This is a genomic window from Cobetia sp. 1AS1, assembly GCF_029846435.1.
GTDB lineage: Bacteria > Pseudomonadota > Gammaproteobacteria > Pseudomonadales > Halomonadaceae > Cobetia > Cobetia amphilecti.
On sequence record NZ_JARWKU010000002.1, the window covers coordinates 292,393 to 312,038 of the forward strand.

General features: G+C 63.3%; 16 protein-coding genes and 3 tRNA genes. 10 read left to right on the forward strand and 9 right to left on the reverse strand.

All coding sequences use genetic code 11. The features are described 5' to 3' along the window. Positions 1–120 precede the first annotated feature (120 nt). Positions 121–396: a succinate dehydrogenase assembly factor 2 gene (locus tag QD280_RS05045; protein WP_043335628.1), complete on the forward strand. Its 276-nt coding sequence runs from the start codon at positions 121–123 to the stop codon at positions 394–396. Next, positions 356–1,225: a hypothetical protein gene (locus tag QD280_RS05050; RefSeq protein ID WP_279838505.1), complete on the forward strand. Its 870-nt coding sequence runs from the start codon at positions 356–358 to the stop codon at positions 1,223–1,225. The genes QD280_RS05045 and QD280_RS05050 overlap by 41 nt, the downstream gene beginning before the upstream one ends. 5 nt (positions 1,226–1,230) lie before the next feature. Here the strand turns inward: QD280_RS05050 and nadB are convergent, their stop codons facing one another. Beyond that, on the reverse strand, positions 1,231–2,937 hold the full coding sequence (gene nadB / locus QD280_RS05055; protein ID WP_279838506.1) for an L-aspartate oxidase: 1,707 nt from the start codon (positions 2,935–2,937) through the stop codon (positions 1,231–1,233). Next, positions 2,934–4,238: an FUSC family protein gene (locus tag QD280_RS05060; RefSeq protein ID WP_279832608.1), complete on the reverse strand. Its 1,305-nt coding sequence runs from the start codon at positions 4,236–4,238 to the stop codon at positions 2,934–2,936. Before QD280_RS05060 ends, nadB begins: the two co-directional genes overlap by 4 nt. 571 nt (positions 4,239–4,809) lie before the next feature. On the opposite strand from QD280_RS05060, the gene QD280_RS05065 reads away from it, so the two are divergent. Continuing rightward, positions 4,810–6,201, forward strand: coding sequence for a class II fumarate hydratase (locus QD280_RS05065; RefSeq protein WP_279838507.1), 1,392 nt, complete (start codon positions 4,810–4,812; stop codon positions 6,199–6,201). Positions 6,202–6,305: 104 nt separating this feature from the next. Here QD280_RS05065 and glpD read toward each other — a convergent pair whose 3' ends face one another. After that, complete coding sequence (gene glpD / locus QD280_RS05070) at positions 6,306–7,808, reverse strand: glycerol-3-phosphate dehydrogenase (RefSeq protein WP_279838508.1); 1,503 nt, start codon at positions 7,806–7,808, stop codon at positions 6,306–6,308. Positions 7,809–8,412: 604 nt separating this feature from the next. After that, positions 8,413–9,204, reverse strand: a complete 792-nt coding sequence (locus QD280_RS05075; protein ID WP_107336310.1) for a DeoR/GlpR family transcriptional regulator — start codon at positions 9,202–9,204, stop codon at positions 8,413–8,415. Between the two features lie 471 nt (positions 9,205–9,675). On the opposite strand from QD280_RS05075, the gene glpK reads away from it, so the two are divergent. The 6 genes from glpK (at position 9,676) to QD280_RS05105 (ending at position 13,547) form a co-directional block, all read left to right on the forward strand. Beyond that, positions 9,676–11,208, forward strand: a complete 1,533-nt coding sequence (gene glpK, locus QD280_RS05080; protein ID WP_131432463.1) for a glycerol kinase GlpK — start codon at positions 9,676–9,678, stop codon at positions 11,206–11,208. A gap of 2 nt (positions 11,209–11,210) precedes the next feature. Then, on the forward strand, positions 11,211–11,933 hold the full coding sequence (locus tag QD280_RS05085) for an MIP/aquaporin family protein (RefSeq protein ID WP_052384798.1): 723 nt from the start codon (positions 11,211–11,213) through the stop codon (positions 11,931–11,933). Between the two features lie 216 nt (positions 11,934–12,149). Beyond that, entirely contained in the window at positions 12,150–12,872 is a 723-nt protein-coding gene (locus tag QD280_RS05090; protein ID WP_279838509.1) for an aquaporin family protein, read from the forward strand. A 357-nt stretch (positions 12,873–13,229) separates the two neighbouring features. Beyond that, positions 13,230–13,306, forward strand: a tRNA-Val gene (locus tag QD280_RS05095). Positions 13,307–13,343: 37 nt separating this feature from the next. Beyond that, positions 13,344–13,420, forward strand: a tRNA-Val gene (locus tag QD280_RS05100). 50 nt (positions 13,421–13,470) lie between these two features. After that, positions 13,471–13,547, forward strand: a tRNA-Val gene (locus QD280_RS05105). A gap of 114 nt (positions 13,548–13,661) precedes the next feature. Here QD280_RS05105 and QD280_RS05110 read toward each other — a convergent pair. The 5 genes from QD280_RS05110 to QD280_RS05130 form a co-directional block, all read right to left on the reverse strand. Next, positions 13,662–14,711 carry an alpha/beta hydrolase gene (locus QD280_RS05110; RefSeq protein ID WP_279838510.1) on the reverse strand — a complete coding sequence of 350 codons (1,050 nt, stop codon included), beginning with the start codon at positions 14,709–14,711 and terminating at the stop codon, positions 13,662–13,664. A gap of 164 nt (positions 14,712–14,875) precedes the next feature. Next, positions 14,876–15,364, reverse strand: coding sequence for a GAF domain-containing protein (locus QD280_RS05115; protein WP_279838511.1), 489 nt, complete (start codon positions 15,362–15,364; stop codon positions 14,876–14,878). Positions 15,365–15,582: 218 nt separating this feature from the next. Beyond that, positions 15,583–16,401, reverse strand: coding sequence for a MetQ/NlpA family ABC transporter substrate-binding protein (locus QD280_RS05120; RefSeq protein ID WP_043335679.1), 819 nt, complete (start codon positions 16,399–16,401; stop codon positions 15,583–15,585). Positions 16,402–16,560: 159 nt separating this feature from the next. Next, positions 16,561–17,214 carry a methionine ABC transporter permease gene (locus tag QD280_RS05125; RefSeq protein ID WP_107336314.1) on the reverse strand — a complete coding sequence of 218 codons (654 nt, stop codon included), beginning with the start codon at positions 17,212–17,214 and terminating at the stop codon, positions 16,561–16,563. Next, positions 17,195–18,238, reverse strand: coding sequence for a methionine ABC transporter ATP-binding protein (locus QD280_RS05130; RefSeq protein ID WP_192837611.1), 1,044 nt, complete (start codon positions 18,236–18,238; stop codon positions 17,195–17,197). The genes QD280_RS05125 and QD280_RS05130 overlap by 20 nt, the downstream gene beginning before the upstream one ends. Positions 18,239–18,957: 719 nt before the next feature. Between QD280_RS05130 and QD280_RS05135 the strand changes: the two genes are divergently transcribed. Beyond that, on the forward strand, positions 18,958–19,569 hold the full coding sequence (locus QD280_RS05135; protein WP_054557313.1) for a riboflavin synthase: 612 nt from the start codon (positions 18,958–18,960) through the stop codon (positions 19,567–19,569). Positions 19,570–19,646: the final 77 nt, after the last annotated feature.

Sequence of the window (19,646 nt, forward strand, 5' to 3'; positions counted from 1 at the left end):
ACATCATTGCCGATCACGGCACGGATTGCCAATTCCTGCCCGAGCAACGGGTCAACGGATGCCGCTGACGCCCCCCTCGGGTATACTGCGCGCATTGATGTGACGACTGAGGTTCAGGCAATGGAAGATGTGATTCGCAAGCGGCTTCATTGGCATTCGCGTCGCGGCATGTGGGAGCTCGATCTGCTGCTGCTGCCGTTTCTGGAGCAGCGTTTCGACGCCTTGAGCGAAGACGACAAGGCGCTCTATGTGCAGCTGCTGGCCGAAGAGGACCAGGACCTCTTCGTGTGGCTGATGAAGCGCGACCCGTGCGGCAATGCCGAGTACCAGCGCCTGATCAACATGGTGATCGCCAATGCCGAGAATGGCGAGCGCGATCAGTTCAAGGGTCTCTAGACAGGCGTTCGCGACCCACGCCAGCCTGCGCGTCGGGCTGTTGGCGGCGAGTCTCGCCTTGTGGGTCTGGCTTGCCGAGCTGGCGACTGGCCAGTTCGTTGTCAGTACCTGGTGGACCTGTCAGTGGCAATATCTACGCAATGCCCTGCCTTTCGAGGCGGGGCATTGTGCGTTTGAGGGGCTTGCTCAGCTGCCGGATGGCGTCATGGCGCTGCTGAGCGTGATGGGGCTGGGCTGGCTGCTGCAGGCCGTAGAGCTGGTGTCGTGGTGGCGCCAGGCTCGGCGGCGCCTCAAGGACCCCGAGGCGCGAGTCTGGCTGGCCCTAGGGGGCAGCCTCTGCGCCGATGCGGCGCTTGCCCGTGGTGGCCAGGCGCCAGTGCCGGTGAGCCAGACTGAAGTCGAGATCGAAGCCAGCGACACCCCGCCTGCGTCAGATGCGCGCCATCGTCACCCGGAGATGCAGCTCTGCTGGTGGTGGGCCGATGATGCCTCACGCAGCTGGCAGCCCGTCAACGTACGCTGTCTGTGGTGCTCACCACGCCTGATCGGGCTTGAGATCTCGCCGCAGGGTTTCGGGCCACAGGGCATGGGGCCACAGGGCATGGGGCCACAGGGGATGGGGCTACAGGGCTTGAGAGCGCAGGGCGCGGGCCAGCAGCACCTGAAAACCCAGCGGCTATGGCTGTGGCCGGATAGCGCCTCCAGCGAAGACCTTCACCAGCTGCGCCTGTGGTTGCTGTGGCCGCCCTTGCCGCATGGCTTGCCGCGTCAGCCGCCGCCATTGGAGACCCTGCGGCGCGTCGCTGCCCAGGGAGACTACCCACGCTGAACCGCTCAGGTCGCGGCAGCGAAGGCCGAGAGACGAATGACGCTATCGCGGGCACGCGGCGCCGGCATCGGGAAGTCGCGGATGAAGTGCAGGCCGCGTGACTCATGACGTTGATGGGCGCTGAGCAGCAGCAGTGGTGCCAGCGTCAGAGCCTGATAGAGCGCAAGATGATCGAGCCCTGCACGCGGCGCTGAAGCTTGCCTGTGCTGCTCGGCCTCCGCCGTTTGCCCCGCCTCCAGCGAGACCCACTGCGCTATCTGCTGCAACGCCTCCCTCAGGCCGTGCTGGCTGCGCTCGATCCCCGCTTGCAGACTCATCAGCTGGCGCAAGCTTTGCAGGCGCGTGCGCGCCTCGTCGGCGCTCAGACGCAACACGCAGCGCCAGACCTGACCATTGTCGGCAAGCTGTGTGAGCAGGGCGGCGTGTTGCGGCATCAGCGAGTCGAGCGTGCTCATCAGGCGTGGCTCGTCGGTGCGGCGCGGCTGTCCCAGCGCTTCACCACAGGCGCGCGCCTGCACCAGGCACTCGAGCAACGAGTTGCTGGCCATGCGATTGGCGCCGTGCAGGCCCGTGCAGGCGACTTCGCCGATGGCCCATAGCCCGGGCAGGTCGCTGGCGCCATCCAGCCCGGTGGCGATGCCGCCGCAGCTGTAGTGGGCGGCAGGGACGACGGGAATCGGTGCATGACGAATATCGATCCCGCGTGCCAGGCAGTGCTCGGCGATGGTCGGGAAGTGATGCTCGATGGCCTCGGCCCCTAGCGCGCTGATATCCAGACAGACATGCTCGAGGCCGTGCGTGCGCATCTCGGCGAGGATGGCACGTGCCACGACATCACGCGGCGCAAGCTCCAGGCGCGGATCATGATCGGCCATGAAGCGATGCCCATCCGGGCGCAGCAGCAGTCCCCCTTCGCCCCGTACCGCCTCGGAGATCAGAAAGGGCGTGCCATCGGGGTCATACAGGCAGGTGGGATGAAACTGCTGGAACTCCAGGTTCATCAGGCTGGCGCCGGCGCGGGTCGCCATCGCCATGCCATCACCGACGCTGGCGCTCGGGCTGGTGGCGTGGGCAAACAAGCCGCTGGCACCGCCGGTGGCCAGCACCAGGTCATTGGCTGCCAGCCATTGGCGCTGGCCCGTACCATCCATCACCCACAGACCACTGGCGCGGCCAGCGTTGACCGCAATGTCGACGGCCAGCAGGTCTTCGAGAATCTCGATGTTCGGGTGGGCTTCTACGTGGGCGCTGAGCGTATCGAGCAGCGCCCGCCCGGTGGCGTCGGCGGCGTGGATGATGCGGCGGCGACCATGCCCGCCTTCACGGGTGAGGTGGAAGGGGTAGCTGGCGTCGGCGTCGGCCGGAGTGAAGGGCACGCCAAGCGCGATCAGCCATTCGATGGCCTCCCGCGAGTGGCCGACGGTGAAGCGCACCGCGCGCTCGTTGCACAGGCCATCGCCGGCAATCAGGGTGTCGGCGACATGGGATTCCACATCGTCCTCGGGCGCCAGCACCGCCGCGATACCGCCCTGCGCCCAGCGGCTGGCGCCCTGTGCCTCACGCGCCGGACGCAACAGCGTGACGTGGCGGGTGCGCGGGCCGGCTGGCAGGCGATTGGCGAGGCTGAGTGCCAGGGTCAAACCTGCCGCGCCGCCACCGACGATCAGCACGTCATGCTGGCTTGCGGGAGTCACTCCGGATACTGAGTTCATGTGTCTTTCCTGGCAGTCTCATTGCCGGCCGAGTCCGGCTGGTGCCTGTCGTGGCGGTCTGGCTCATCGCTGCTGTTGTCACTGATGCTGTCATCACTCGCCGGCGCTTCGCTGACCGAAGAGTGATGCTCGCCAGCGCTGTTCTCGCGCCTGGTGGGGGCTGCCGTATCGCCCGGTGTCGGGTCTTCGGGCAGGAAGAGGCGGCGTGCATCACTGATCAGGCCATGGCCCGGCAGACGGCGTTGCAGGCGCTGGCTCGGCAGACGCTCCAGCAAGGCCAGGCGCTCGCCCAGCGCTTCGGTCAGGCGTGCCAGCTCGCGGTTGAGCCACAGGTAGCCTGCCGGGCTGAACAGCGCGCGGCCGTTGCGGCTCTCGACATTGCGGACATCGGCATAGCGTTGCAGGTCGAAGGGCGTCACCGTCAGTTCGATGCTCTGGCCGGTGCGCACCTGAAAGGCCAGGGTCCCCAGCGCGCGGGCCAGACGATGCTGGGCATCGCGCAGGCCATCCAGCCCCTCGATGAATTCATGCCCCTCGCGGGTGTTCCAGTGGGTTTCCTGCAGCAGCTCGATGGTCGAGATCATGCGGCGCTCGAAGGACAGGATTTCCTCGATGTCGGCACGATTGATACGGCCTTCCTGAGCGACGGCATCGACCAGCCCGCGTTGCTTGACCAGCTGTGCCGAGGTGGCACGCACCAGCGCGAGACCCTCATTGACGCCCTCCCGCTCGGCCTTGGTATGGCCGTGGTAGAGGCGTGCCAGCTTGTCGAGGTTGTCGGCCAGCAGGAAGCGGAAGACATCCGTCGCCTTCTGGGGCAGCAGCACCATGCTGACGACGATGCTGATCAGGGTGCCCAGCACCACATTGAAGACGCGCCACAGCCCGATGCCGAGATCATGATTGCCATCACCGATCACCATCAGCAGCGTGACGCAGAACAGCAGCGAGCTGTAGCCATAGCGATTGCTGAAGGTGGCATTCAGCGCCAGGGCGATGCCGACGATGCTCCAGAAGGGCACCACGCCGGGCAGAGGCTCGGCGACCAGAATCAGGATCAGGCCCCACAGGCCGCCAAGCAGCGTGCCGACCAGACGTTGCCAGCCCTTGTCGATGACACCGCCGACGTGGGGCAGGTTGCCCATGACCATCACGGTGCTGACCAATGCCCAGGAACTGTGCGGCAGGCTGAACAGCTCGATGATGGAAAAGCACAGCGTCAGGGCGACGGTCACACGCAGGATGTGCAGGCGCTGGCGGTGCAGGTAGGTGAAGTAAGGATTGTGCGAGAACCATTTCATGATGCGATCTCCCCTCCGGCAGGCACGAGGAAGTGAGGGATGGTGCGCACCGCACACACGGCGGGTTTCAGCAGCGAAGAGGTGGACATCAGGTTCGCGGTCATTCCGTCGACAGGATTCAAGAGGCGTGGCCAAGGGGGCCATGACCATGGTGGAAGCGCTGCACAGTGTAACCGACCCCTCAAGGTCGTCCCAGAGGCTTTCAGGCCCTTGCGGCGCACTGTGGTGCTGCGCCCTTGCTCTGCGAATGCTACTGATGGCGCTCAGGGCAGAGACCGGAGGGCGGTCATGAGAGCCCGCTTAAGAGAGATCGAGCAAGAGAGGGGAGGTAAGAGGGGCAGGCAACGAGAGATGCGTACAGAGAGCGCGCCATCAAAGGGAAAGATCGAAAAATGGCGATTGTTATTGATAATCACTCTCATTAAGTGGCTTGATTGGTATCCTGTGCGTCCCCAAGTGATCATCAGGGGATTGAAGCTGGCGATCAGGTCATCGATCACGTTATTGCCAGCCGCCCACCAGTGACGCCAGCCAGGTGCGACGTCATATGCAACAGCACAGGGAGACAAGCATGAGCAGCCAGACCCGCCGTGAACGCGACAGCATGGGTGAACTCGAAGTGCCGGCCAGCGCACTCTATGGCGCCCAGACTCAGCGAGCGGTCGACAACTTCCCCGTCAGCGGCCAGCCGTTGCCTGCTGCCTTCATTCGTGCCGTGGCGCGTATCAAGCTGGCTGCAGCCGAGGTCAACCGTGACCTGGAGCTGCTGGATGACGTGCGTGCCGAGGCGATCATCAAGGCGGCGCGTCAGATCATCGACGGCGAGCATGCCGATCAATTCCCGGTCGATGTCTTCCAGACCGGTTCCGGCACCTCGACCAACATGAACGTCAACGAGGTGCTGACGCAGCTTGCCAATCAGCATCTGGGCGACAAGGACGTGAGCGTCGGCGCCAACGACCACGTCAACATGGGCCAGTCGAGCAATGATGTCATCCCGACGGCCATTCATCTGTCCGCCGTCATCGCTGTCTCGGACACCCTGTTGCCGGCGCTGCGCCATCTGCATGAGGTGATCTCACACAAGGCCTCTGAGGTGGACGACGTCGTCAAGACCGGTCGCACTCACCTGATGGATGCGATGCCGATTCGCATGAGTCAGGAGCTGGGTGCCTGGCAGGCGCAGGTCGGGCAGGCCATCGAGCGCATCGAGCAGGTGCTGCCGCGCCTCGAGCGCCTCGCCCAGGGCGGCACCGCCGTCGGCAGTGGCATCAACGCGCATCCGGAATTCGCCGAGCGCATCGCCGACCGCCTCTCGCACCAGACCGGCCATGCCTTCCGTCCCGCCGAGAGCTTCTTCGCGGCGCTGTCCTCCCAGGATACGGCAGTCGAGCTCTCCGGCCATCTGCGTACCTACGCCGTGGCGATGATGAAGATCAGCAACGACCTGCGCTGGATGAATTCCGGCCCGCTGGCAGGGCTGGGCGAGATCGAGCTTGAGGCTCTGCAGCCGGGCAGCTCCATCATGCCGGGCAAGGTCAATCCGGTGATTCCCGAGGCGGCCGCTCAGGTGGCGGCGCAGGTGATGGGCAATGACGCCACCATCGGCATCGCCGGGCAGAGCGGCAACTTCCAGCTCAATGTCATGCTGCCGCTGATCGCCAACAACCTGCTGTCCTCGATCACGCTGAGTGCCAATGTCAGCCGCCTGCTGGCGGACAAGGCCATTGCCACCTTCAACGTGCGTCAGGACAACATCGAGGCACCGCTGGCCAAGAACCCGATTCTGGTCACGGCGCTCAATCCGGTGATCGGTTACAACGAGGCGGCGCGAGTGGCCAAGGTGGCCTATCAGGCCGGGCGTCCGATTCTGGATGTGGCCGAGGAAGAGACTGAGCTGTCACGCGAGGAGCTGGAGCGTCTGCTCGACCCGGCCAAGCTGACGGCGGGCGGTATCCAGTAAGTCGTCAATACATGACCTAAAGTCTCGCCTGTCCCTGAACGAAAAGCCCGCCCCTCCTTGCCGGAGGGGCGGGCTTTTTTTGCTGTTGGCTCAGCCGGTTTTCATCAGGCGGCGCGTGCCAGCAGGCGTTCCTTGAGGTAGTCGCCGATGCGCGTCTTCTGCTCATCGCTCAGGCGCAGCGTCAGCTTGGTGCGGCGCCAGACGACGTCCTGCACCTCACGCGCCCATTCGTGCTCGACCAGGTAGTCGATCTCGGCGGCGCTCAGGCCTGCGCCGAAGTCCTCGCCCAGCTCCGCCTCGCTCTTCTTGCCGTCGAGGAAGTGCAGGCACAGGCTGCCGTAGCTTGAGGCGAAGCGTCGGGCGCGTGCTTCGCCGAGGAACGGGTAGTCGCGCTGCAGCTGGCGGGTGAAGGCTGCGCGGCTCTCGATGTCCCCTCCTGGCAGGGCCTTCTCGTGGGTCCACGGCTCGCCCATGCTCGGCAGCAGCGGCTTGAGGTCTTCGAGTGCCGATTCGGCCAGCTTGCGATAGGTGGTGATCTTGCCGCCGAAGATGGACAGCATCGGTGCGCCGCTGTCATCCAGATGCAGGGTGTAATCACGCGTCATCGCGGACGGGTCTGCCGACTCGTCGTCGCACAGCGGGCGCACGCCGGAGAAGGTCGAGACCACGTCCTCGCGGCTCAGCTTGCGCTTGAAGTGATGGTTGACCACCTCGAGCATGTAGTCGGTCTCATCGCTGGAGCAGGCCACCTCGGAGGGGTCGCCTTTGTAGCGCACGTCGGTGGTGCCGATCAGGCTGAAGTCTTCCTGATAGGGCAGCACGAAGACGATGCGCTTGTCCTTGTTCTGCAGGATGAAGGCACGATCGTCGGTGTTGATGCGCGGCACGATCAGGTGGCTGCCCTGGATCATGCGGATGCCGTAGCGCGGCGTGCGTTCGGTGGCGCCCTTGATTAAGGACTCCACCCAAGGGCCTGCCGCATTCACCAGGGTGCGTGCGCGGCGGATGAAAGTCTCGCCGCTGCTGACATCTTCAAGTGTCAGCTCCCAGTGGCCCTCGACATCACGGGCGCCGACACAGCGGGTGCCCGTCATGATCTCGGCGCCTTGCTCGCGCGCCTGCAGTGCATTGGTGATGACCAGACGGGCATCATCGACCCAGCAATCCGAGTATTCGAAGCCTTGGTTGATCTCGCTGACCAGCGGGCTCTGCTCGCCGAACTTGAGGCCCTTGGAGGCTGGCAGGGTCTCGCGCTTGCCGATGTGGTCATACAGGAACAGACCCGCGCGAATCATCCACGCCGGACGCAGATGCGGCTGGTGCGGCAGGATGAAGCGCAGCGGCCAGATGATATGCGGTGCCTTCTTGAGCAGTACCTCGCGCTCCTGCAGTGCTTCGCGCACCAGACGGAATTCGTAGTGTTCCAGATAGCGCAGGCCGCCGTGGATCAGCTTGCTGCTGGCGGAGGAGGTCGCACTGGCGAGGTCATTCTGCTCGCACAGGGCCACGCTCAGGCCGCGGCCGCTGGCATCGTTGGCGATACCGGCGCCATTGATGCCGCCGCCGATGATGAAGAGGTCAAGAAGTGCATCGTTGTCGCGGGACATGGGCTGCTCCTGCTCGTGCCCGGCGCTACCGGGTGGGGCGAATGAGTCTGCACCGGCAAGGTGCGCGATAATAGGTTTTCGAAAGTGAACATAGCTTAGCAAAAGTCGAACATCAAGGGGATTCTTCTGTGCTGATGGCTTTCGAAAGTGATCATTTGGGCGAGTGTCTGGCAACCGAGGATTGCCTGATATTCAACCTGTTGTCTTGCCGGTGTTTTTTCTCAGTCTCTGATCATGGCGTGACATTTTCATGAAGCGCCTGGCTGTCATGTTGCCGCGCGGGCGGCGCAGACGATGCCCGCAGTGACTGATCAAGCGTCATGACGGGTTATACGGAGACGAAGCGGTGCCGCTGGGCAGCGGACAGTCAGCAGCTGGGTAGCTTTCGTGATATGCGAGGTTGCATCGGTGCAAAGGGGGCAAAAGGGGCAAAAGGGGGAAAAGGGGCGAGGGGGAAGAAGGAAAGGGGCAAGAAGGAAAGGGGGCGAGAGCCGGGCCAGGCTGCATGTCGGCGTATTGCCTGGTCCCTTGATTGCGCGATGACCTGATTGCGCGATGACTTGTTGGTGAAGCGACTAGTGGGTTGGGTGGCGCATCCTGGTGCTCAAGCGTCGCCAGTCTCACCCGGCGACTCGTCACCGGCGACATGCAGCGCGACTTCGTGCTGACGCATCAGGGTCAGGATGCTTTCCGGGGGCTGGATATCGGTGAAGAGCGCATCGAGCTGACTCAGGTTGCCCTGGCGCACGACCGCATTGCGCTGGAACTTGGAGTGATCCGCGATCAGGAAGACTTGGCGTGAGTTGTGGATGATCGCCTGAGCGACACGCACTTCCTGATAGTCGAATTCCAGCAGCGAGCCATCTTCATCGATGCCGCTGATGCCAATGATCCCGAAGTCGACCTTGAACTGGTTGATGAAGTCGATGGTGGCCTCGCCGATGATGCCGCCATCGCGGGAACGCACCATGCCGCCGGCCACGATGACATTGAAATCCTCCTTGTGCTGGAGGATGGCCGCCACGTTCAGGTTGTTGGTGATGACCTCAAGCCCGTGGTGATCACACAGCGCCTCGGCCACCATCTCGTTGCTGGTGCCGATGTTGATGAACAGCGAGGCGTGGTCAGGAATCTGCCTGGCCAGGGCGGCCGCCATGCGCCGCTTGGCGCCCAGGTTCAATGTCTTGCGGGTGCTGTAGGCGGTGCTGACGGTACTGGACTCAAGCCCCGCGCCCCCGTGCACGCGCTTGAGCGCGCCGGCCTCGGACAGCTGATTGAGGTCGCGACGAATGGTCTGCGGCGTGACCTCGAAGTGACTGGCCAGCTGCTCGATGGAGGCATATCCCTGACGCGTGATCAGTTCGACAATGGCGCGATGGCGCTTTGGCTGCATCATCCTGCTCTCTTGTTGTCAGCGGCTTGCGGATCGTGAGTTCACTTCATGTCAGGAAGCGCGCATCACGGTTGCCGTTGGGGAGTGGGGTCGTCCAGTGAGGGTACATCCTAATCCAACAGGGGGGCGTCAGTGCAATTTGACGAATGGCGTCAAGGTGTTGCGAAGCTGCAACAGGCCATGTCGGCGCATTGGGCATGAGACCAAGGTACAATGATATTGATTGGTAATACGTTTGTGATAGCGCGCATTTGGCGCTAACGTTTGCAGCGATATTCGAAGACGAACATTTCGTGTTCGGTTGTGATGGTTCAAGAGGAAGTGTTCTCGCTGCGCCTGCCAAGCGCGAAGAGGACAAAGCCAACCCGCTTTCTCCTGTCGCCCACACATGATACCCGAGCCAATATAGTGAAGTACCGCAGTCTCCGCTGACGTGTACTCTCAGAAGCAGCCTCGAAGCCAAGGACAGCCATAATGTCTAGCCCCAAGCCAGAGAAAGACTCTCGCGTCGATGGACCCACGCGCATTCTCGCGATCGACCAGGGTACCACCAGCTCCCGCGCCATCCTGTTCGATCGTGAAGGGACGGTGACAGGTCTGGCCCAGGAAGAATTTCCGCAGCATTTCCCGGACAGCGGGTGGGTCGAGCACAACGTCGATGATATCTGGGGATCGGTGAAGCGCACCGTGCGTCAGTCGCTGATCAATACCAATGTCGGCGCCGAGCAGGTGGCCGCCATCGGGATCACCAACCAGCGTGAGACCACCATCGTCTGGGACCGCGAGACCGGCGTGCCGGTCTACAACGCCATCGTCTGGCAGGACCGACGCACCCACGAGTACTGCCGTGAGCTTTCCGATGCCGGTCATGGTGACATGATCCAGCAGAAGACCGGTCTGCTGATCGACCCATATTTCTCCGCGACCAAGCTGCGCTGGATTCTCGAGAACGTCGAAGGCGTCCGCGCACGTGCCGAGAAGGGCGAGCTGGCCTTCGGTACCGTCGACAGCTACCTGATCTGGAAGCTGACCGCCGGCAAGCGTCACGTCACCGATGCCACCAACGCCTCGCGTACCTGCCTGTTCAACATCGTCGATCAGTGCTGGGACAGCGAGCTGCTGGAGCTGTTCGGTATCCCGGAAAGCCTGCTGCCGCAAGTGCTGGACTCCAGTGATGATTTCGGCACCACCGATCCGCAGCTGTTCGGTGCGGCAATGCCGATTCGCGGCGTGGCCGGTGATCAGCAGGCGGCGCTGGTCGGTCAGGCCTGCTTCACGCCCGGCATGAGCAAGAGCACCTATGGCACTGGCTGCTTCATGATCATGAACACCGGCGAGAAGATGGAGCTGTCCCGCAATCGTCTGCTGACCACGGTGGGCTATCGCCTCAATGGCAAGCCGACCTATGCCATGGAAGGCAGCATCTTCGTGGCGGGCGCAACCGTGCAGTGGCTGCGTGATGGCCTGAAGCTGTTTTCCGATGCCTCCGAGACCGAACCGCTGGCGCGTGCGGCCAAGGCCGACCACGGCGTCTACATGGTGCCGGCCTTCACCGGCCTGGGGGCACCGCACTGGGACCCGCAGGCGCGTGGCGCGATTCTGGGGCTGACCCGTGGCACCGGCATCACCGATATCGTGGCGGCCGGCCTGCAGTCGGTGTGCTATCAGACGCGTGACCTGCAGGAGTGCATGCTGGATGACGTGGCCATCAACTGCGCGAATCTGCGCGTGGATGGCGGCATGGTCAGCAACAACTGGGTGATGCAGTTCCTGTCTGACATGCTGGGCGTGAAGGTGGATCGTCCTCGCGTGCTGGAAACCACGGCGCTGGGCGTCGCGTATCTGGCCGGCCTGCATATCGGCTGGTATGAAAGCCTGGATGAGATCAGCGAGCTGTGGCACTGCGAGCGTACCTTCGCGCCGGAAATGGCGGAAGAGCAGCGTGAGCGCCTCTACGCCGGCTGGCTGGAAGCGGTGGAAAGAGTGAAAAGCGACGGAGGCCACTGAGCATGTGGACCGATGTCATGACAGGCGAGTTTCTCGGCTGTCTGTTCCTTATCCTGTTCGGCGGTGGTGTGGTCGCCAATGTGGTGTTGTCTGACACCAAGGGCAATGGTTCCGGCTGGATCGTGATCACCACCGGCTGGGGCTTTGCCGTGATGATCGGCGTGTTCGTGGCCGTCTCGACCGGTTCGCCCCAGGCGGACCTCAATCCGGCGGTGACGCTGGCCAAGTATCTGCTCGGGGTGCATGCCACCCTCATGGATGTGGCGCGACATGTCATCGCGCAGATGCTCGGTTGTTTCGCCGGTGCCGTGATGGTGTGGCTGGCCTATCTGCCGCACTGGAAGCGCACCAGCGATGCTGGCCTCAAGCGGGCGGTGTTCTGCACGGACCCGGCAGTCGAGTGTCGTCTGGGCAACATGCTCAGCGAAGTGATCGGGACCGTGGTGCTGATCTTCGGTATCGGCGCCATCGTCGGTTCCGGCACCATCAGCGCTGGCCTGCTGCCGTATCTGGTCGGCATGCTGGTGTGGGCCATCGGCCTCTCGTTGGGTGGTGCGACCGGTTATGCCATCAACCCGGCACGTGATCTGGGCCCGCGTATCGCGCACTCCTTGTTGCCGATCCACGGCAAGGGCGCCTCCGGCTGGGGGTATGCCTGGGTGCCGATCGCCGGCCCCCTGGCGGGTGCCTTGATCGCGGCCTCGATGTGGCATCTGCTGCTGTAACAAATCCTTGCCGCAATCCGCTGGAGCAGCCCCCTGCACCTGTGGCACTGTAGCCTGACTTCGCCCCGTCCCTCGACGGGGCGAAGTCATTTCGGGTCTCCGCCTTTTCTCGCCATCCCCCGGCGATAGCACCACTCCATCGTCATGGGGCGCGTTCGTGCGGGCGAGAAGTGGCGGTAGACGACTGACAGGGGGCAAGTGGCGGAGGTCATCAAGATGTGGACTGACGTCATGACGGGCGAGTTTCTGGGCACTACCTTCATGATTCTGCTGGGAGGTGGCGTGGTCGCCAATGCGATGCTCAGGGGCACCAAGGGAGCGGGTTCCAGCTGGTTGATGATCAATGCCGGCTGGGGATTTGCCGTGATGGTCGGGGTGCTGGTCTCGACCTCGACGGGGTCGCCCTACGGCGATCTCAATCCGGCGGTGACGATCGCGAAATACCTGCTGGGCGTGCATACCGACGAGCTCAAGGTCGCCGGGATGATGCTGGCGGAGCTGCTGGGCTGCTTCATGGGGGCGGTACTGGTGTGGGCGGCCTATTATCCGCATTGGGAGGTGACCCGAGACCCGCTGCGCAAACGCGCGGTCTTCTGTACTGATCCGGCAGTGGCCAACAAGGCGGCCAATGTCATCAGTGAAGCGATCGCGACGGTGGTGCTCATCTTCGCCATCGGCAGCATGGTCGACAGCGCGCTGATCACCGATCAGGCGCTGCCGTATCTGATCGGTGTGCTGGTCTGGGCGATCGGCCTGTCACTGGGTGGGCCGACCGGCAACGCGATGAACCCGGCGCGTGACCTGGCGCCGCGTATCGCGCATTGGGTGTTGCCGATTGCCGGCAAGGGCAGTTCGGGCTGGCAGTATGCCTGGGTGCCGATCGCCGGACCCTTGCTGGGGGCCGTGTTGGCAGCTGTGCTGCGTCGGGTCTTCCTCTAGCCGTCGAGGTGCCGCAGCCAGTCATTGTCGTGTCCGTGCGCTGCCAGCCAACCTTGTGCCATTCGGCAAGAGTGGCTGGCGGCGTAGGGCAGAGCAGGGCAGGGCAGATCAGATCAGACCGGGTGAGTTCTTTTCAGGCCTGGCCGCGATGACGTGCCTCGCTTGCGTGCCGCACGCGCGGCCGATCCGTGCCCGCTCTGTGTCCGTTCTTTTTACCTGATCATGGCAAGGCGGAATGGCGAGAAAATTTTTTATCATCAGGGGGTTGCATCAAAACGGGAATTGCGTAGAATACGTCCTCGCTGACAGGGCAAAGCACTTCGCATCACACTGCTTCGCATTTCAGCATGCTGACATAGGACCATAGCTCAGTTGGTTAGAGCGCCACGTTGACATCGTGGAGGTCGGCGGTTCAAATCCGCCTGGTCCTACCAGCATCGGCACTGATGGCAACATCACGCCACTTGATTCAGGACCATAGCTCAGTTGGTTAGAGCGCCACGTTGACATCGTGGAGGTCGGCGGTTCAAATCCGCCTGGTCCTACCAAGCCGTTCCTCGGTATGTTTCAAGTGTTCCTGTGTCATCTGCCACACTTCAGGACCATAGCTCAGTTGGTTAGAGCGCCACGTTGACATCGTGGAGGTCGGCGGTTCAAATCCGCCTGGTCCTACCAGATTCCAGAAAACGCCCGACTCATCGAGTCGGGCGTTTTCGTGTGCGTGTCCTGAAAATCTGACGCGGGATTAGTGTGTGGCGGCCGCGTGACATCTGGCGCGAGTGGCGCCGCTCAGGCAAGCGTCTCGTCGAGGAATTCGCGTGCTTCCTTGAGGGCGGCATTGGCAGCGCTCAGCAGCGGAGCGAAACCGACGAACACATGCGGCATGTCCGGCCACAGGCTCAATGTGACGGGCGAGCCGCAGTCCTGCGCCTGAGTGGCGTAGCGACGGCTGTCATCGAGCAGGATTTCCGCCTCGCCGCACTGGATCAGCGTTGGAGGCAGGTCAAACAGATTTCCCTCCAATGGCGAGATGCGCGGATCGCTCATGTCGGTGCCGTCCTGCACATAGGCCATGCTCACGAAGGGCAGCAGATTGGGGTCGAGGATCGGGTCCACCTCGGCCTTGCGCGACAGCGAGGCGCTGCCCCAGCTGAGGTCCGTGGCGGGCGAGAAGGCGATTACCGCATCCGGCAGCCGCTCACCTGCGCTCTTGAGCGCATTCAGGGCCGCCAGGGTGAGGTTGCCGCCCGCACTGTCACCGGCCAGCAGCAGGTGGTCCTGCGGGTATTCATCACACAGCCAGCGCCACGCGGCCAGCACATCCTGCAGGCCGGCCGGGAAGGCGGCCTCTGGCGCGAGGCGGTAATCCAGGGTGTAGGTCTCGGCGCGTGCCGCTCGGCCCAGACGGCTGGCCAGAGGGCGATGGCCGGCAGGTGAGCCTGCGATCCAGCTGCCGCCATGCACATACAGCAGGCGACGCGGGCGCGCTGATGCGTCATCGGGTGCCGGCAATACCTCACAGACACGCTCTCCCTCGCCACCCGGCACCATCGCGAGGCGCGGTGTCACGCCGGTGTCGAGAATGCTGGCGTCGGCGGCGAAGTAAGCCTCAAGCAGGGTGCGCTTGGCGCCGAGGTCATTGCCGGTGCGCGCCGTGAAGGCCTTGATGCGCTCAAGATGCTTGATGACCTGCTCAAGGCCGGCATGCGCGTTGTCGTGATTGTGCAGCGAGGCCTCCGCGTGTGGGGGCGGCGAATCCGGGGAGGAGGGCGATGTAGAGGATGATATGGAGGGCGAAGTAGAGGGCGACGAGGGATGAGATGGCGACCGGGATGACATGTTTGGCTCCTGTCGGGTGCGAGAGCTCTTAACCTGTCATCTCGTACGGGGCTGTGCAAGGCCAGAAAGGCCACAACGCAAACCGCCCGCCGTGCGAGTGGCGCGGCGGGCGGCAGAGCGTGATGCTGACGTTCAGGCTGTCTGTCAGGCGAGCGCTCAGTTTGTCAGGCAGGAACGCTGTCGAAGTCGCTGGAGGCGATGAAGATCTCGACCAGGCGCTCGATGCCGGCCTGATCCTCCTCGTCGAAGCGCTCGGGCCTCGGGCTGTCCAGGTCCAGCACACCCCACAGCACTTGCTGGCCGTCCTGCTCGATGAGCACCGGGATGACCAGCTCGCTGCGCGAGGCGGCGTCACAGGCGATATGGCCCGGGAAGGCGTGTACGTCCGCGACACGCTGGGTGGTGCGCTCGGTGGCGGCGGCGCCACACACGCCCTTGGTGAAGGGAATCGGGTGGCAGGCCGGCTGACCCTGGAACGGCCCCAGGTGCAGGACCTGCGGCTGACGTTGCACATAGAAACCTGCCCAGTTGAGGTTCTCCACCGTCATGTTGACGAAGGCAGCCGTCTGGGAGGCGTTGGTCAGCCAGTCGCGGGTATCGAGGATGGCGTCCAGCTGGCGAGCCAGCAGTGAATAGTCGGGGCGAGTGGCCATGAGGGCTCCTGAGGGATAGGTAAGGTGGCGAGATGGCGCAAGAATGCGGTCGCGGGTCGCCTGTTTCAAGCGTGCCCTGCGCGCGTGTCTTCTCGCACTGCGCCGGCTGCTGGGCGTGATGAGATGCGTGATGAAATGAGTCATCCGCCGGATGCAAAAGCGCCGACCAGTGGTCGGCGCTTTGCGTTCAGGCATCTGTCTATGACGTGGGGCGAGGCTTACTTCCAGCCCGGCACCGCTGCGCCCTTGAACAGCTCTTCGGCCTTGGCTTCGACTTCCGGCGTTTGATAGGCCTTGACCAGCTTCTGCACCTTCTCGCTGTCTTCATCGCCCTGACGCACGACGATCAGGTTGACGTACGGAGACTCGGCGCCTTCACGGATCAGCGCGTCTTCCGGCTTCAAGCCAGCCGGCTGGGCGAAGGTGTTGTTGATGAAGGCCAGGTCGACGTCCGGCAGGATGCGCGGCAGCTGGGCAGCCTCGATTTCCTTGAACTGGTAGTCATGCGGGTTCTTGGCGACGTCGATCGGGGTCGCTTCGAGGTTGCCCTTGTCGGTCAGCTCGATCATGCCCAGGTCGTGCATCAGGATCAGGGAGCGGCCTTCGTTGGAGGGATCGTTAGGCAGGGCGATGGTCGCGCCGTCCGGCAGTTCGCTGATGTCTGCGTACTTCTCGGAGTAGGCACCGATCGGGTACACGAAGGTCTTGCCGGCGCTGGCGAACTTGTAGCCACGCTCACGCACCATGGATTCCATGTACGGCTGGTGCTGGTAGGCGTTGGCGTCCAGAGAGCCATCGGCCAGTGCGGCGTTGGGAGACACGTAGTCGGTGAACTCGGTGATCTCGACGTTCAGGTCGTACTTTTCCTTGGCGATCTCGGCCGCGACCTTCATCACTTCGGTTTCCGGACCTGCGACGGTACCCATCTTGAGGGTGTTCTCGTCGGACGCGTCGTTGCCGCAGCCTGCCAGCAGGGTGGCGCCGAGCAGGGTGGCAGCGCCGGCAAGGCGCAGCGGGGAAGAAAGCGTGGTCAGCATGTTGCGCATCGATGTTCTCCTTGTGATCCGACGTGACCGGCGGGGTCCGCGGGATGTTATGAGTGACGGCTCATGGTGATGAGTCGTCACGATACCGAAAGCCGTGTGATTTGTAGATCGAACGCCACTTCCAGGTAAGTCACCGCTCATGGGCGACGCTTACTTGTGGTTCGACTTGCGCACCAGATGGTCGCCCAGGCTCTGGAAGCCCTGCACCATGACGACGAGGATGACCACGGTCACCAGCATCACCATCGGGTCGAAGCGGTTGTAGCCGTAGCGTATGCCGAGATCCCCCAGACCGCCGCCACCGACGGTGCCGGCCATGGCGGAATAGCTGATCAGCGTCACCACGGTGATGGTCAGGCCATTGATGATGCCGCCGCGTGCTTCCGGCAGCAGTACCTTGGTGATGATCTGCATCGGTGTGGCGCCCATGGCCTGTGCGGCCTCGACCAGCCCCGGGCCGACTTCATTCAGCGCGCCTTCGATCAGGCGGGCGACGAAGGGAATCGAGGCGATGGTCAGCGGCACGATGGCGGCGTTGGTGCCGATCGAGCTGCCCGCGATCAGGCGCGTCAGCGGGATGATCGCCACCATCAGGATGATGAACGGCACCGAGCGACCGATGTTGGTGATGATGCTCAGCACGCTGTTGAGTGCCGGGCGCGCGAGAATCTGGCCGGGGCGCGAGGTATAGAGAGCCACGCCCAGCGGAATGCCGAGTGCCGCGGAGATCAGGCCTGCCACCGCGACCATGTACAGGGTCTCGAGGGTGGAGGACAGGACGAGTTCAAGCAGTGCGGGTGACATGACCGAGCACCTCCACTTTCAGGTCGTGGGATTCGAGATAATCGAGCGCTTGCTGGGTCTGGCGGCTATCGCCCATCAGTTCGGCGATCATCAGGCCCAGGGTGCGGTCCTGAATGGATTCCACCTTGGCCTGCAGGATGCTGACATCCACCTGGCATTCACGTGCCAGACGGGAGATCAGCGGAGTGGAGACGGCGTCGCCGCTGAAGGCCAGGCGCACCACCGGGTGGGTGTGCGGGCCGGCCGTGGCTTCGAGGCGCTCGACCAGCGCACGCGGCGGCTCAAGCTCCAGGAAGTCATTGAGGAACTCGCGGCCAAGGCGGGTCTGCGGTGCGGTGAAGAAATCGCCCACCGAAGCCACTTCCACCAGTTCACCGCCGCTGATCAGGGCGACCTGATCGCAGATGCTCTTGACCACTTCCATCTCGTGGGTGATCAGCAGGATCGTCAGGCCCAGCTTGGTGTTGATGTCCTTGAGCAGCTCAAGGATGGAGGCGGTGGTCTGCGGGTCGAGGGCCGAGGTGGCCTCGTCACACAGCAGCACCTTGGGGCGGCTGGCCAGCGCACGGGCGATGGCCACACGCTGTTTCTGACCCCCGGACAGCTGGGCAGGGTACTGGCCGGCCTTGTCGCTCAGGCCGGTCAGCTCCAGCAATGGCTCGACGCGCTTTTTGATCTCGTCCTTCGAGATGCCAGCCAGCTCCAGCGGCAATGCCACATTGGCGAAGACCGTGCGTGAGGAGAGCAGATTGAAGTGCTGGAAGATCATGCCGATCTGGTGACGAGCGCTGCGCAGGGCGGACTCGTCGAGCTCGGTCAGTTCCTGGCCATCGACGACGACGCTACCGGCGGTGGGGCGTTCGAGCAGATTGACGCAGCGAATGAGGGTCGACTTGCCGGCACCGGACAGGCCGATGACACCGGTAATGGCGCCCTGAGGAACCGTGAGGCTGGCATCCTTGAGCGCGACCACGGCCTTGTCACCACTGCCGTAAGTCTTGGAGACGTTCTTGAGTGTGATCATGGGGGTCCGAGTGGTTAAGGCACCAACCGGATTGCGGGCGAAGGTCTGTAGAGGACAGAACGTTCTGCCGGCGTCTGCGCACATGGCAGACAGCGAAGAGGGGAGCGATCCAGTGGGGAGAAAAAAGACCACCCAAGACGGGTGGCCATCAACGCTGGACACACCCTTTTAGCAGAACTTGCACCCCGTGAGACCAGCTCTCGTGGTGGGCGCCCGCAATCCGGGTACAAATCGGCGCCAAACAGATTTGAGGCGCATTCTATCAGTCACCTTGGGGGTGTCAACGACTTTGGTCTTGCGCTGGACGTTTATTCGAACTGTCGTTCGATATGGCAATTCGGCGATACGCTCTGTAAGCCATTTCTTACAAGACTCTTGTCGTGACGCGGGTTTCAATCGCCAGCGACGGCTTTCCTGTCTTGACGGTCAGTCGGGCATGAGTTGCGGGCTGCTCTGCGTTCGCGGTTGCGGTCTTGCTCGTCTGTTGCGGGATGCGGGATGCGGGATGCGGGATGCGGGAGGCGGGAGGCGGGAGGCGGGAGGCGGATGGCGATGGCGGCAGCGCCGCGCACCCCCGCGGCAGACAACCCCAGCATGTCGACGGCTAGTCCACCATGCTAGGATTTCGGCTGGGCATGCCGGTCATCTCGCTGCTGCATGCCGTCCCTTATTCATGGCTTCTCGACAGCAAGAAGCAGCAGTGCAAGGAAAGATCACGCATGTTCACGGGTATCGTACAAGGCATGGCGGAAGTGGTGGCCATTGAAGAACGCACTGACTTTCGCACGCATCAGGTCCGGTTGCCGGCGGGACTGGAGGCGGGGCTGGAGCTGGGGGCCTCGGTGGCACACAACGGTTGCTGTCTGACCGTGACCGCGCTTGAGGGTCAACTGGCCAGCTTTGACCTGATGCGCGAGACGCTGCGTCTGACCAATCTGGGCGAACTCGAGGTGGGCAGCGTCGTGAACGTGGAGCGAGCGGCACGCTTCGGCGACGAGATCGGCGGACACTCGATGTCCGGGCACGTGATGGCGATGGTGACCATCGATGCCATCGAGGCCACAGCGGACAATCGTCGTATCTGGTTCCAGGCGCCGGCCGAGCTGATGCGTTTTCTGTTCGACAAGGGCTATGTGGGACTCGACGGTGTCAGTCTGACGATCGGCGAGGTGCAGGGTACGCGCTTCTGCGTCAATCTGATTCCCGAGACGCTCGAGCGCACCCTGATGGGCGTGCGCGCCGTCGGTGATCAGGTCAACCTTGAAGTCGACCCGCAGACCCAGGCGATTGTCGAGACCGTCGAGCGGGTCATGGCCTCCCGTCTGGCATGAGGCTTGCAGGTCTGCAGCGGATCAACTCACTGGCAGGACGCCAGAACCCGTCTGACTGGTCAGGAAATATGCCGGGA

Bases quoted from the DNA above. Each gene is read 5' to 3' on its own strand.
- QD280_RS05045 (WP_043335628.1), top strand. From the start codon at position 121: ATGGAAGATGTGATTCGCAAGCGGCTTCATTGGCATTCGCGTCGCGGC.
- QD280_RS05050 (WP_279838505.1), top strand. From the start codon at position 356: ATGCCGAGAATGGCGAGCGCGATCAGTTCAAGGGTCTCTAGACAGGCG.
- nadB (WP_279838506.1), bottom strand. From the start codon at position 2,937: ATGAACTCAGTATCCGGAGTGACTCCCGCAAGCCAGCATGACGTGCTG.
- QD280_RS05060 (WP_279832608.1), bottom strand. From the start codon at position 4,238: ATGAAATGGTTCTCGCACAATCCTTACTTCACCTACCTGCACCGCCAG.
- QD280_RS05065 (WP_279838507.1), top strand. From the start codon at position 4,810: ATGAGCAGCCAGACCCGCCGTGAACGCGACAGCATGGGTGAACTCGAA.
- glpD (WP_279838508.1), bottom strand. From the start codon at position 7,808: ATGTCCCGCGACAACGATGCACTTCTTGACCTCTTCATCATCGGCGGC.
- QD280_RS05075 (WP_107336310.1), bottom strand. From the start codon at position 9,204: ATGATGCAGCCAAAGCGCCATCGCGCCATTGTCGAACTGATCACGCGT.
- glpK (WP_131432463.1), top strand. From the start codon at position 9,676: ATGTCTAGCCCCAAGCCAGAGAAAGACTCTCGCGTCGATGGACCCACG.
- QD280_RS05085 (WP_052384798.1), top strand. From the start codon at position 11,211: ATGTGGACCGATGTCATGACAGGCGAGTTTCTCGGCTGTCTGTTCCTT.
- QD280_RS05090 (WP_279838509.1), top strand. From the start codon at position 12,150: ATGTGGACTGACGTCATGACGGGCGAGTTTCTGGGCACTACCTTCATG.
- QD280_RS05110 (WP_279838510.1), bottom strand. From the start codon at position 14,711: ATGTCATCCCGGTCGCCATCTCATCCCTCGTCGCCCTCTACTTCGCCC.
- QD280_RS05115 (WP_279838511.1), bottom strand. From the start codon at position 15,364: ATGGCCACTCGCCCCGACTATTCACTGCTGGCTCGCCAGCTGGACGCC.
- QD280_RS05120 (WP_043335679.1), bottom strand. From the start codon at position 16,401: ATGCTGACCACGCTTTCTTCCCCGCTGCGCCTTGCCGGCGCTGCCACC.
- QD280_RS05125 (WP_107336314.1), bottom strand. From the start codon at position 17,214: ATGTCACCCGCACTGCTTGAACTCGTCCTGTCCTCCACCCTCGAGACC.
- QD280_RS05130 (WP_192837611.1), bottom strand. From the start codon at position 18,238: ATGATCACACTCAAGAACGTCTCCAAGACTTACGGCAGTGGTGACAAG.
- QD280_RS05135 (WP_054557313.1), top strand. From the start codon at position 18,958: ATGTTCACGGGTATCGTACAAGGCATGGCGGAAGTGGTGGCCATTGAA.